This window comes from Pseudomonas sp. 05L36 (assembly GCF_056398125.1).
Genome location: NZ_JBFTOU010000054.1, coordinates 1 through 13,606, shown reverse-complemented (window position 1 = coordinate 13,606; position 13,606 = coordinate 1). Strand labels below are relative to the sequence as shown.

Sequence of the window (13,606 nt, the reverse complement as noted above, 5' to 3'; positions counted from 1 at the left end):
GGTGTTCACCTTGAATGAAGCGTTTCATGGGCAGCCCTTGCGATGAAATCCGGGGCAATCATAGCAAGGGTTGGCTTTGGCGTTTTGACACACTCTGGGCCATGGATGGCCGATGGCGGCGGGCCCACGGAGCAGGACCGGAGCGAGGGTATGCCGAGCCTAGGCGAGGCACCGAATGTCAGGGGCAAGAGCGTTTGGTTACTTTGCGCTGGGCGGCATTCCGCTTTTCAAAGTAACCCGCTGTAAGAGCGGAACCATAAGCCGCCGTTACCTGAATAACGGATATGTACCCGACCAAAGCCCACAAACAAAAACGGCCTCCTGCTCTTTATATAAAAAGCAGAGGCCGTTCCCGGTACAACTCAACACCCTACAGCAAGACAGCGCTTACTTGCGGTCTTCCAGCTTGGTGATATCACGCGACTCGTAGCCGGTGTACAGCTGGCGCGGACGGCCGATCTTGTACGGGCTGGAGAGCATTTCTTTCCAGTGGGAGATCCAGCCGACGGTCCGCGCCAGGGCGAAGATCACGGTGAACATGCTGGTTGGAATGCCGATCGCCTTGAGGATGATCCCCGAGTAGAAGTCGACGTTCGGGTACAGCGAGCGTTCGATGAAGTACGGGTCGGTCAGCGCGATCTCTTCCAGGCGCATGGCCAGTTCGAGTTGCGGATCGTTGTTGATGCCCAGTTCCTTCAGTACTTCGTCGCAGGTCTGCTTCATGACGGTGGCACGTGGGTCGCGGTTTTTGTAAACCCGGTGACCGAAGCCCATCAGTTTGAACGGATCGTTCTTGTCCTTGGCCTTGGCGATGTACTTGTCGATGTTCGAAACATCGCCAATCTCGTCAAGCATGGTCAGAACGGCTTCGTTTGCACCGCCGTGGGCAGGGCCCCACAGTGCAGCGATACCGGCGGCGATACAGGCGAACGGGTTGGCGCCCGAAGAGCCCGCCAGGCGCACGGTGGAAGTCGATGCGTTCTGCTCGTGGTCGGCATGGAGGATGAAGATCCGGTCCATGGCCTTGGCGAGTACCGGGCTGATCGGTTTGATCTCGCACGGGGTGTTGAACATCATGTGCAGGAAGTTTTCCGCGTACGACAGGTCGTTGCGCGGGTACATCATGGGTTGGCCCATGGAGTACTTGTAAACCATTGCTGCCAGGGTCGGCATCTTGGCAACCAGGCGGATCGCGGAAATTTCGCGATGCTGCGGGTTCTTGATGTCCAGGGAGTCGTGGTAGAAGGCCGAGAGGGCACCGACTACGCCGCACATGACGGCCATCGGGTGGGCGTCGCGACGGAAGCCGTTGAAGAAGGTCTTCAGCTGCTCGTGGACCATGGTGTGGTTCTTCACGGTGCTGACGAACTGTGCCTTCTGTTCTGCGGTCGGCAGTTCGCCGTTGAGCAGCAGGTAGCAGGTCTCCAGATAGTCCGACTTCTCGGCCAACTGTTCGATCGGGTAGCCGCGGTGCAGCAGAATGCCGTTGTCGCCATCAATATAGGTGATCTTCGACTCGCACGAGGCGGTCGACATGAAACCCGGGTCAAAGGTGAAACGGCCCGTGACCGTCAGGCCCCGAACATCGATAACATCGGGACCAACGGTGCCGGTTAAAATGGGCAGCTCGACGGGGGCTGCGCCCTCGATGATCAACTGCGCTTTTTTGTCAGCCATGTGGCCTCCTATTTATGCTTGAAATCATCAGACAGACCCCCCACGCAGGGCCCGCACCACTATAGTGAGATAAATTCGAATGTCAATTTGCCTAAAGTCTTGCTCCAGAAGGCTTTAACCGGACTTTTTTCTCGAAATTGGCTGCCATTTACGCCTTTTATGTCAGTTGCGCAATCAGCTGTTTGGGTTAGGTCTTTGCGTTGTCATTAGTAGCCTAACTGTCTATACTCGGCCACCGACCGCCAGGGGCTTTTGGGCCTGCTTTATTGGGGGTCGCATCCCTGGGTGGTGGTTACCTGACCAGTGCACTCCCCAACAACTTTGCCCTGATTGTTAGGGGCTCTTCAGTGTGAAAAAAAAGCCGTGAAAAGCCAACGACCTGTAAACCTAGACCTAAGGACCATCAAACTCCCCATCACCGGCGTTACGTCGTTTCTTCACCGTGTTTCCGGCATCATCCTCTTCCTGGGCCTTGGCTTCATGCTTTATGCATTGGGCAAATCCCTGGGTTCCGAGGAAGGTTTTGCCGACGTGAAGGCAACCTTGACCAGCCCGCTGGCCAAGTTCGTAGCATGGGGCCTCCTGTCCGCTCTTCTGTATCACCTGGTAGCCGGTGTGCGCCACTTGATTATGGACATGGGCATCGGTGAGACGCTGGAAGGCGGCCGCCTGGGCTCGAAAATTATCATCGCCGTTTCCGTGGTGTTGATCGTTCTGGCAGGAGTTTGGATATGGTAACCAGCGTTACGAACCTTTCGCGTTCCGGTCTTTATGACTGGATGGCGCAACGTGTGTCTGCGGTCGTTCTCGCGGCTTATTTCATTTTCCTGATCGGATACCTTGCTGCGAACCCGGGCATTGGCTACGACCAATGGCACGGCCTGTTCGCCCACAACGGGATGCGTATCTTCAGTCTGCTGGCCCTTGTGGCCCTGGGTGCTCACGCCTGGGTCGGCATGTGGACCATCGCGACCGACTACCTGACGCCGATGGCGCTGGGCAAGTCCGCGACTGCAGTGCGTTTCCTTTTCCAGGCAGTATGCGGCGTTGCGATGTTCGCTTACTTCGTCTGGGGTGTGCAGATTCTCTGGGGTATCTGATTCATGGCTAACATTCCAACGATTTCTTTCGACGCCATCATTATTGGTGGTGGCGGTGCCGGCATGCGCGCAGCGCTGCAACTGGCACAGGGCGGTCACAAGACTGCCGTGATCACCAAGGTTTTCCCGACCCGCTCGCACACTGTATCCGCTCAAGGCGGCATCACCTGCGCAATCGCGTCTGCTGACCCGAACGATGACTGGCGCTGGCACATGTACGATACCGTCAAGGGTTCCGACTACATCGGTGACCAGGACGCTATCGAATACATGTGTCAGGAGGGCCCGGCTGCCGTTTACGAGCTGGACCACATGGGCATGCCATTCTCGCGTACCGAGCAGGGTCGTATCTACCAGCGTCCATTCGGCGGTCAGTCGAAGGATTACGGTAAGGGCGGCCAGGCTGCTCGTACTTGCGCTGCGTCCGACCGTACCGGTCACGCACTGCTGCACACCCTTTATCAGGGCAACCTGAAAGCCGGTACCGTGTTCCTGAACGAGTACTACGCGGTTGATCTGGTGAAGAACGGCGAAGGCGAGTTCGTCGGTGTGATCGCGATCTGCATCGAAACCGGTGAAACCACCTACATCCGCGCCAAAGCCACCGTGCTGGCGACCGGCGGTGCAGGCCGTATCTACGCTTCGACCACCAACGCCCTGATCAACACCGGTGACGGCGTTGGTATGGCGCTGCGTGCTGGCGTGCCGGTACAAGACATTGAAATGTGGCAGTTCCACCCGACCGGTATCGCCGGCGCTGGTGTACTGGTTACCGAAGGTTGCCGTGGTGAAGGTGGATACCTGATCAACAAGCACGGCGAGCGTTTCATGGAGCGTTATGCTCCGAACGCCAAAGACCTTGCCGGTCGTGACGTCGTTGCCCGTTCGATGGTTAAGGAAATCATCGCCGGCAACGGTTGCGGTCCGAATGGCGACCACGTGATGCTCAAACTCGACCACTTGGGCGAGGAGGTGCTGCACAGCCGTCTGCCAGGCATCTGCGAACTGTCGAAGACTTTTGCGCACGTTGACCCGGTTGTTGCTCCGGTTCCGGTTGTTCCGACCTGCCACTATATGATGGGCGGCGTTGCGACCAACATTCACGGTCAGGCGATCACTCAGGACGCTGATGGTGTTGATGCCATCATCCCTGGTCTGTTCGCAGTGGGTGAAGTGGCTTGCGTATCGGTTCACGGTGCCAACCGTCTGGGCGGCAACTCGCTGCTCGACCTGGTGGTATTCGGCCGCGCTGCCGGCTTGCACCTGGAAAAAGCACTGACCGACGGTATCGACTACGACGACGCCACCGACGCCGACATCAATGCGGCCCTGGCGCGCCTGTCCGCTCTGAACGAGCGTACCGAAGGTGAAGACGTGGCTACCCTGCGTCGCGAGCTGCAAAACTGCATGCAGAACTACTTCGGTGTATTCCGTACCGGCGAATACATGCAGAAGGGTATTGCCCAGCTGGCTGACCTGCGCAAGCGCATCGCCAACGTGAAGATCAACGATAAGTCGCAGGCGTTCAACACTGCACGTATCGAAGCGCTGGAACTGCAGAACCTGCTGGAAGTGGCCGAAGCCACCGCCATCGCTGCAGAAGTGCGTAAAGAGTCCCGTGGTGCTCACGCCCGTGAAGACTTCGAAGATCGTGACGACGAAAACTGGCTGTGCCACACCCTGTACTTCCCGGGTGACAAGCGCGTGACCAAGCGTGCCGTGAACTTCTCGCCGAAGACTGTTCCGACTTTTGAACCTAAGATTCGGACTTATTAAGGGTGGCCGCCATGTTGCAAGTCAGCGTTTATCGTTACAACCCTGATCAGGACGCCGCGCCGTTCATGCAGGAATTCCAGGTCGATACCGGTGGTAAGGACCTGATGGTGCTGGACGTACTGGCCCTGATCAAAGAGCAGGACGAAGGTTTCTCCTATCGTCGCTCTTGCCGTGAAGGTGTTTGCGGTTCCGACGGCATGAACATCAACGGCAAGAACGGTCTGGCGTGCATCACGCCGCTGTCCGCCGTCGTAAAAGGTAACAAGTTGATCGTTCGTCCTCTGCCAGGTTTGCCGGTTATCCGTGACCTGGTCGTCGATATGAGCATCTTCTACAAGCAATATGAGAAGGTTAAGCCATACCTGCAGAACGACACGCCGGCTCCGGCCATCGAACGTCTGCAGTCCCCTGAAGAGCGTGAAAAGCTGGACGGTCTGTACGAGTGCATCCTGTGCGCTTGCTGCTCGACTTCCTGCCCGTCCTTCTGGTGGAACCCGGACAAGTTCCTGGGTCCAGCTGCTCTGCTGCAAGCGTACCGCTTCCTGGCAGACAGCCGTGACACCAAGACGTCCGAGCGTCTGGCTTCGCTGGATGACCCGTTCAGCGTATTCCGCTGCCGCGGGATCATGAACTGCGTCAACGTATGTCCGAAAGGCCTGAACCCGACTAAGGCCATCGGTCACATCCGTAACATGTTGCTCTCGAGCGGCGTGTGATTCAGCTGCTGTACCCGTAGGACCGCAGTACCCGTAGATGCTACGGCGCGGGCTTCAACCGGCGCCGTAGTTTTAACCTGAGCAGCAGCTTAAAAGGCTGCGGCTCTTATTTTGAAGAAATGAGACAAGCAGGGGCATCCGGGCTGGTACCCGGACTATCAGTGTGATCCTAGTGGCTTGTTTTGGTCGCTGCATTCGGACTTCTGCAAGTTTGCTCGGTGTCGACACCGATGGTGTTCCCCTAACCGAGGGTGACCAAGCATGCAAGAAAGCGTGATGCAGCGCATGTGGAACAGCGCCTACCTATCCGGTAGTAACGCTGCCTATGTGGAAGAGCTCTACGAGCTCTACCTGCACGACCCTAACGCTGTGCCAGAAGAGTGGCGCACCTACTTCCAGAAGTTGCCTGCTGACGGCAACACTGCCACCGATGTTTCGCACTCCACAATTCGCGATCATTTCGTCTTGCTGGCAAAGAACCAGCGCCGCGCCCAACCGGTTTCCGCCGGCAGCGTGAGCAGTGAGCACGAGAAGAAGCAAGTTGAAGTGCTGCGATTGATCCAGGCCTACCGTATGCGTGGCCACCAGGCAGCCCAGCTTGACCCGCTGGGACTGTGGCAGCGTCCTGCACCTGCAGACCTGTCGATCAATCATTACGGCTTGACCAATGCCGATCTTGATACGACCTTCCGTGCCGGCGACCTGTTCATCGGCAAAGAGGAAGCGAGCCTACGCGAAATTCACGAAGCGTTGCAGCAGACATATTGCCGCACCATCGGCGCTGAATTCACGCACATCACCGATTCCGAGCAGCGCCAGTGGTTCCAGCAGCGTCTGGAAAGCGTGCGCGGTCGTCCGACGTACTCCGCCGACATCAAGAGCCACCTGCTCGAGCGCGTGACCGCCGGCGAAGGCCTGGAAAAATACCTGGGCACCAAATACCCGGGCACCAAGCGTTTCGGTCTGGAAGGCGGCGAGAGCCTGATTCCGATGCTCGACGAGCTGATCCAGCGTTCCGGTTCCTACGGCACCAAGGAAATCGTCATCGGCATGGCCCACCGTGGCCGTCTGAACGTGCTGGTCAACACCTTCGGCAAGAACCCGCGCGAGCTGTTCGACGAGTTCGAAGGCAAGAAGAAGGTCGAGCTGGGTTCCGGTGACGTCAAATACCACCAGGGCTTCTCGTCCAACGTGATGACCACTGGCGGTGAAGTTCACCTGGCGATGGCGTTCAACCCGTCCCACCTGGAAATCGTTTCCCCGGTGGTCGAGGGTTCGGTTCGCGCCCGTCAGGATCGTCGCAACGACCCGACCGGTGAGAAGGTTCTGCCGATCTCCATCCACGGTGACGCTGCATTCGCAGGTCAGGGCGTGGTCATGGAAACCTTCCAGATGTCGCAGACCCGCGGTTTCAAAACCGGCGGTACCGTGCACATCGTGATCAACAACCAGGTCGGTTTCACCATCAGCAACCCGCTGGACGCTCGTTCCACCGAGTACGCGACCGACGTTGCGAAAATGATCCAGGCGCCGATCCTCCATGTGAATGGCGATGATCCGGAAGCCGTATTGTTCGTGACGCAGCTGGCCATCGACTACCGCATGCAGTTCAAGCGTGACGTGGTAATCGACATGTTCTGCTACCGTCGTCGCGGCCACAACGAAGCCGACGAACCTAGTGGCACCCAGCCTCTGATGTATCAGCAGATCACCAAACAGCGCACCACCCGTGAGCTGTATGCCGATCGTCTGACCCAGAGCGGTGTGCTGGACGCAGAGCGTGTTCAGGCGAAAGTCGACGAATACCGCAACGCGCTGGACAACGGTCTGCACGTAGTGAAGAGCCTGGTCAAGGAGCCGAACAAAGAGCTGTTCGTGGACTGGCGTCCGTATCTGGGCCACGCCTGGACTGCGCGTCACGACACTCGCTTCGACCTGAAAACCTTGCAGGAACTGTCCGCCAAGCTGCTGGAAATTCCGGAAGGCTTCGTGGTTCAGCGCCAGGTTGCCAAGATCTACGAAGACCGCCAGAAGATGCAAGCCGGCGGCCTGCCGATCAACTGGGGTTACGCCGAAACCATGGCGTACGCGACCCTGGCGTTCGAAGGTCACCCGATTCGCATGACTGGCCAGGACATCGGCCGCGGTACGTTCTCGCACCGCCATGCTGTCCTGCACAACCAGAAAGACGCGGGCACCTACATCCCGCTGCAGAACCTGTACGACGGTCAGCCGCGTTTCGACCTGTACGACTCGTTCCTGTCCGAAGAAGCGGTACTGGCGTTCGAGTACGGTTACTCGACCACCACGCCGAATGCCCTGGTTATCTGGGAAGCCCAGTTCGGCGACTTCGCCAACGGCGCCCAGGTCGTTATCGACCAGTTCATCACCAGTGGCGAGCACAAGTGGGGCCGTCTGTGCGGTCTGACCATGCTGCTGCCGCACGGTTATGAAGGCCAGGGTCCGGAGCACTCCTCGGCTCGTCTGGAGCGTTACCTGCAGCTGTGCGCCGAGCACAACATTCAGGTGTGCATGCCGACGACGCCGGCTCAGATCTACCACTTGCTGCGCCGTCAGGTGATTCGCCCGCTGCGCAAACCATTGGTAGTCCTGACTCCGAAGTCGCTGCTGCGCCACAAGCTGGCCATCTCGACGCTGGAAGATCTGGCCGAAGGTTCGTTCCAGACCGTTATCCCGGAAATCGATGCCCAAGACCCGAAAAAGGTCGAGCGCATTGTTCTGTGTAGCGGCAAGGTCTACTACGACCTGCTGGAAAAACGCCGTGCCGAAGGTCGTGACGACATCGCCGTCGTGCGTATCGAGCAGCTGTACCCATTCCCTGAGGACGACTTGAATGAAGTCCTGGCTCCTTATACCAACCTCAAACATATCGTTTGGTGTCAGGAAGAGCCGATGAACCAGGGTGCCTGGTACTGCAGCCAACACCACTTGCGTCGCAGCGTCGGCAACCTCAACAAGTCTCTCGTACTCGAGTACGCGGGCCGTGAGGCTTCTGCTGCACCTGCATGCGGTTACGCATCGATGCACGCCGAGCAGCAGGAACAACTGCTGCAAGACGCCTTTACTGTTTAACGCCTTCGCGCACCTGAAACCGAATTTAAGGAACCACAGATAATGGCTATCGAGATCAAAGCCCCCACTTTCCCGGAATCGGTTGCCGATGGCACCGTTGCCACCTGGCACAAACAACCGGGCGACGCGGTCAAGCGCGACGAACTGATCGTCGACATCGAAACCGACAAAGTCGTGCTGGAAGTGCTGGCTACCGCTGACGGCGTGCTGGGCGCTATCGTCAAGAACGAAGGCGATACCGTTCTGTCTGACGAAGTGCTGGGCTCCATCCAGGCTGGCGGTGCTGCTGCTCCAGCTGCTGCCGCTGCTCCGGCTGCTGCCCAGGCTGCTGCTCCAGCTGCCGAAGGCGAAGACGATCCTGTTGCTGCTCCAGCTGCCCGCAAACTGGCTGAAGAGAACGGCATCAACATCGCTTCCGTTGCCGGCACCGGCAAAGGCGGTCGCGTGACCAAGGAAGACGTGGTTGCAGCCGTTGCTGCCAAGAAAGCCGCTCCGGCTGCCGCGCCTGCCAAGGCTGCTGCACCTGCCGCTGCTGCTCCGGTGTTCGCTGCTGGCGAGCGCATCGAAAAGCGCGTACCGATGACCCGTGTGCGGGCCACCGTTGCCAAGCGCCTGGTTGAAGCTCAGTCGAACATGGCGATGCTGACCACGTTCAACGAAGTCGACATGACCGAAGTCATGGCGTTGCGTTCGAAGTACAAGGATCTGTTCGAGAAGTCCCACAACGGCGTACGCCTGGGCTTCATGTCGTTCTTCGTGAAAGCAGCTACCGAAGCGCTGAAGCGCTTCCCGGCTGTCAACGCGTCGATCGACGGCGGCGACATCGTTTACCACGGCTACGCTGACGTCGGCGTTGCAGTTTCCAGCGATCGCGGCCTGGTTGTACCGGTTCTGCGTAACGCCGAACTGATGAGCCTGGCTGAAATCGAAGGCGGCATCGCCACCTTCGGCAAGAAAGCCCGCGACGGCAAACTGTCGATGGACGAAATGACCGGTGGTACTTTCACCATCACCAACGGTGGTACTTTCGGTTCGATGATGTCGACTCCGATCGTCAACCCGCCACAAGCCGCCATTCTGGGCATGCACAACATCATCCAGCGTCCTATGGCCATCAACGGTCAGGTCGTTATCCGTCCGATGATGTACCTGGCACTGTCCTACGATCACCGTCTGATCGATGGCAAAGAAGCTGTGACCTTCCTGGTGACCATCAAGAACCTGCTGGAAGATCCGGCTCGTCTGTTGCTGGATATCTGATCGAAGCAGCCATGAGCTGCAAGTCGAGCTGTCGGAAAACCCGCAGCCCGGCTTGCCGCTCGCGGCTTGAAGCTTTTCGCTAAAGAGGATTTTTTGAATGTCGCAGAAATTTGACGTAGTAGTGATCGGTGCGGGCCCTGGCGGTTACGTGGCTGCCATCAAGGCCGCGCAGCTTGGTCTTTCGACGGCCTGCATCGAGAAGTACACCGACAAGGAAGGCAAACTGGCTCTGGGCGGTACTTGCCTGAACGTCGGCTGCATTCCATCCAAGGCCCTGCTGGACAGCTCCTGGAAGTACAAGGAAGCCAAAGAAGGCTTCGCGATCCACGGTATCAACCACGCTGGCGTGACCATGGACGTGCCAGCAATGGTCGGCCGCAAGGCCACCATCGTCAAAGGCCTGACTTCCGGTGTCGCCACCCTGTTCAAAGCCAACGGTGTGACATCCATTGAAGGTCACGGCAAGCTGCTGGCCGGCAAGCAAGTTGAAGTCACCAAGCCGGATGGCTCGGTAGAAATCATCCAGGCCGAGAACGTGATCCTGGCTCCAGGCTCGCGTCCGATCGACATTCCGCCGGCTCCGGTCGACCAGAATGTGATCGTCGATTCGACTGGCGCCCTGGAATTCCAAACCGTTCCAAAACGTCTGGGCGTGATCGGCGCTGGCGTGATCGGTCTGGAACTGGGTTCGGTCTGGTCGCGTCTGGGTGCAGAAGTGACTGTCCTGGAAGCCCTGGACACCTTCCTGATGGCCGCTGACGCCGCCGTTTCCAAGGAAGCGCTGAAAACCCTGACCAAACAGGGTCTGGACATCAAGCTGGGCGCTCGCGTCACCGGTTCCAAAGTGAACGGCGACGAAGTCGTGGTGAACTACACCGATTCCAACGGCGAACAGAACATCACTTTCGACAAGCTGATCGTAGCCGTTGGTCGCCGTCCGGTGACCACTGATCTGCTGGCTGCCGACTGCGGCGTGACCCTGGACGAGCGCGGTTTCGTGCACGTTGACGATCACTGCGCCACCACCGTACCGGGCGTTTACGCCATCGGCGACGTGGTTCGCGGCATGATGCTGGCGCACAAGGCCTCGGAAGAGGGCATCATGGTCGTCGAGCGCATCAAGGGCCACAAGGCCCAGATGAACTATGACCTGATCCCTTCGGTTATTTATACTCACCCGGAAATCGCGTGGGTTGGTAAAACCGAGCAGGCCTTGAAAGCTGAAGGCGTTGAAGTTAACGTCGGCACCTTCCCGTTCGCAGCCTCTGGCCGTGCCATGGCTGCCAACGACACCGGTGGTTTCGTCAAGGTCATCGCAGATGCCAAGACAGACCGCGTACTGGGCGTCCACGTGATTGGCCCAAGCGCTGCAGAACTGGTTCAGCAGGGCGCGATCGGTATGGAATTCGGCACCAGCGCTGAAGACCTGGGCATGATGGTTTTCTCCCATCCGACCCTGTCTGAAGCCTTGCACGAAGCTGCTTTGGCAGTGAATGGCGGCGCCATCCACATCGCCAACCGCAAGAAGCGTTAATAGATAATAAGAAACCACGGCGGTTTGGCCCGTCGTGAGCCTTGCATGCAAGACTCACCGCGGAATATCCGCTGGACGCAGTCTTGCATAGCTGCACCGGGTATCCGGAAAGGCTATGCAAGCAGCAGTCACAGGTGGTGCGGCACTTGAATGAGTGCAGCACCGAATGCGCAGTACCTAACGAAGACGGTAATAAGCATGAATCTTCACGAGTATCAGGGTAAGCAGCTGTTCGCTGAGTACGGCCTGCCAGTTTCCACCGGTTACGCGGTAGACACCCCGGAAGCAGCAGCAGAAGCTTGCGACAAAATCGGCGGCAGCGAGTGGGTTGTCAAAGCCCAGGTCCACGCCGGTGGTCGCGGTAAAGCGGGCGGCGTAAAGCTGGTTCGCAGCAAAGAAGACGCCAAAGCCTTCGCACAGCAGTGGCTGGGCAAGCGTCTGGTGACTTACCAGACTGACGCCAATGGTCAGCCAGTCACCAAGATCCTGGTTGAATCGTGCACTGATATCGCTAAAGAGCTGTACCTGGGCGCTGTCGTTGATCGTTCGAGCCGTCGTATCGTGTTCATGGCATCCACCGAAGGTGGCGTGGACATCGAGAAAATCGCTCACGACACTCCAGAAAAAATTCTGAAAGCCACTATCGATCCACTGGTTGGCGCTCAGCCATTCCAGGGTCGCGAGCTGGCATTCCAGTTGGGTCTGGAAGGCAAGCAAGTTGCCCAGTTCGCCAAGATCTTCGTAGGTCTGGCCAAACTGTTCAAGGATCACGACCTGGCCCTGCTGGAAGTGAACCCGCTGGTGATCAAGGCTGACGGCGATCTGCACTGCCTCGATGCCAAGATCAACATCGACGCCAACGCCATGTACCGTCAGCCTAAGCTGAAGACTTTCCACGATCCGTCGCAGGACGATCCGCGCGAAGCGCACGCTGCCAAGTTCGAACTGAACTACGTAGCGCTGGAAGGCAACATCGGTTGCATGGTCAACGGTGCTGGCCTGGCCATGGGTACCATGGACATCGTCAACCTGCATGGCGGCAAGCCAGCCAACTTCCTCGACGTGGGCGGCGGTGCTACCAAGGAACGCGTTACCGAAGCGTTCAAGATCATCCTGTCCGACACTAACGTCGCTGCAGTACTGGTCAACATCTTCGGCGGCATCGTTCGTTGCGACATGATTGCCGAAGGCATCATCGGCGCTGTGAAAGAAGTCGGCGTGAAAATCCCGGTTGTTGTTCGCCTTGAAGGCAACAACGCTGAGCTGGGCGCTAAAGTACTGGCAGAAAGCGGTTTGAACATCATCGCTGCTACCAGCCTGACCGACGCTGCTCAACAAGTTGTCAAAGCTGCGGAGGGCAAATAATGAGCGTCCTGATCAATAAAGACACCAAAGTTATCTGCCAGGGTATTACCGGTTCGCAAGGTAGTTTCCACACCCAGCAAGCCATCGAATACGGCACCAAGATGGTTGGCGGCGTAACTCCAGGCAAAGGCGGCACCGAGCACCTGGGCCTGCCAGTGTTCAACACCGTGAAAGACGCTGTAGCTGCCACTGGCGCCACCGCCAGCGTGATCTACGTTCCGGCTCCTTTCTGCAAGGACTCGATCCTGGAAGCTGCCTTCGGCGGCATCAAGCTGATCGTGTGCATCACCGAAGGCATTCCTACCCTGGACATGCTGGACGCTAAAGTTAAGTGTGACGAGCTGGGCGTAGTCCTGATCGGCCCTAACTGCCCAGGCGTGATCACCCCAGGCGAATGCAAGATCGGCATCATGCCAGGTCACATTCACTTGCCAGGCAAGGTCGGTATCGTTTCCCGTTCCGGCACCCTGACCTACGAAGCTGTCAAGCAGACTACTGACGCCGGTTTCGGTCAGTCGACTTGCGTCGGCATCGGTGGTGACCCGATCCCGGGTTCGAACTTCATCGACATCCTGAAGCTGTTCCAGGAAGACCCGAAGACCGAAGCGATCGTGATGATCGGTGAGATCGGCGGTTCGGCTGAAGAAGAAGCGGCTGCCTACATCAAGGCACACGTGACCAAGCCGGTTGTTTCCTACATCGCTGGTGTGACTGCTCCTCCGGGCAAGCGCATGGGCCATGCTGGCGCAATCATCTCTGGCGGCAAAGGCACTGCAGACGAGAAATTCGCTGCTCTGCAAGACGCAGGCGTTAAAACCGTGCGTTCGCTGGCAGACATCGGCAAGGCCCTGGCCGAGCTGACTGGTTGGGCTGTCAAGTAAGCCTCGCGCTTGGCTGACGCTTCACCAGACAAAGGCCACCTTCGGGTGGCCTTTGTCATTGTGCGCCAGGCATGGCGCGTTGCGCATAAGCGCAACCAGTTTGGCTGTGGTGGCCACGCTGGTGACTTGGAGGTGAAAGTCCTCTACACACCCGGCAAGGGGAAGTGTTAGCCAGAGGCAAGGGTGTCGCGGGTGACTGCGAAT

The 13,606-nt window shown here is 58.2% G+C and carries 10 protein-coding genes; 9 read left to right on the top strand and 1 reads right to left on the bottom strand.

Annotated elements, in window-relative coordinates:
• Nucleotides 1–387: 387 nt before the first annotated feature.
• The gene (gene gltA, locus AC1DKH_RS29715) at nt 388–1,677 is read right to left on the bottom strand and encodes a citrate synthase (protein ID WP_477754857.1); all 1,290 of its coding nucleotides are present in this window, start codon (nt 1,675–1,677) and stop codon (nt 388–390) included.
• A 363-nt stretch (nt 1,678–2,040) separates the two neighbouring features.
• On the opposite strand from gltA, the gene sdhC reads away from it, so the two are divergent.
• The 9 genes from sdhC to sucD all read left to right on the top strand — a co-directional run bounded on the left by sdhC (nt 2,041) and on the right by sucD (nt 13,402).
• Nucleotides 2,041–2,415 (top strand): succinate dehydrogenase, cytochrome b556 subunit, encoded by a 375-nt coding sequence (gene sdhC, locus AC1DKH_RS29710; RefSeq protein ID WP_033052382.1) that lies wholly within the window; start codon nt 2,041–2,043, stop codon nt 2,413–2,415.
• The gene (sdhD, locus tag AC1DKH_RS29705) at nt 2,409–2,777 is read left to right on the top strand and encodes a succinate dehydrogenase, hydrophobic membrane anchor protein (protein WP_007977503.1); all 369 of its coding nucleotides are present in this window, start codon (nt 2,409–2,411) and stop codon (nt 2,775–2,777) included. The genes sdhC and sdhD overlap by 7 nt, the downstream gene beginning before the upstream one ends.
• Nucleotides 2,778–2,780: 3 nt before the next feature.
• Nucleotides 2,781–4,553 (top strand): succinate dehydrogenase flavoprotein subunit, encoded by a 1,773-nt coding sequence (gene sdhA / locus AC1DKH_RS29700; RefSeq protein ID WP_477762479.1) that lies wholly within the window; start codon nt 2,781–2,783, stop codon nt 4,551–4,553.
• A gap of 11 nt (nt 4,554–4,564) precedes the next feature.
• A complete protein-coding gene (locus AC1DKH_RS29695; protein ID WP_003223007.1) occupies nt 4,565–5,269 on the top strand; it encodes a succinate dehydrogenase iron-sulfur subunit in 705 nt (234 codons plus the stop codon).
• A gap of 261 nt (nt 5,270–5,530) precedes the next feature.
• Nucleotides 5,531–8,362, top strand: a complete 2,832-nt coding sequence (locus AC1DKH_RS29690) for a 2-oxoglutarate dehydrogenase E1 component (RefSeq protein WP_477760054.1) — start codon at nt 5,531–5,533, stop codon at nt 8,360–8,362.
• 42 nt (nt 8,363–8,404) lie between these two features.
• Entirely contained in the window at nt 8,405–9,622 is a 1,218-nt protein-coding gene (odhB, locus tag AC1DKH_RS29685; protein WP_477755728.1) for a 2-oxoglutarate dehydrogenase complex dihydrolipoyllysine-residue succinyltransferase, read from the top strand.
• A gap of 97 nt (nt 9,623–9,719) precedes the next feature.
• Nucleotides 9,720–11,156 carry a dihydrolipoyl dehydrogenase gene (gene lpdA, locus AC1DKH_RS29680; protein WP_477755727.1) on the top strand — a complete coding sequence of 479 codons (1,437 nt, stop codon included), beginning with the start codon at nt 9,720–9,722 and terminating at the stop codon, nt 11,154–11,156.
• Nucleotides 11,157–11,354: 198 nt separating this feature from the next.
• Nucleotides 11,355–12,521 (top strand): ADP-forming succinate--CoA ligase subunit beta, encoded by a 1,167-nt coding sequence (gene sucC / locus AC1DKH_RS29675; RefSeq protein ID WP_007919879.1) that lies wholly within the window; start codon nt 11,355–11,357, stop codon nt 12,519–12,521.
• On the top strand, nt 12,521–13,402 hold the full coding sequence (gene sucD / locus AC1DKH_RS29670) for a succinate--CoA ligase subunit alpha (RefSeq protein WP_007919877.1): 882 nt from the start codon (nt 12,521–12,523) through the stop codon (nt 13,400–13,402). The genes sucC and sucD overlap by 1 nt, the downstream gene beginning before the upstream one ends.
• Nucleotides 13,403–13,606: the final 204 nt, after the last annotated feature.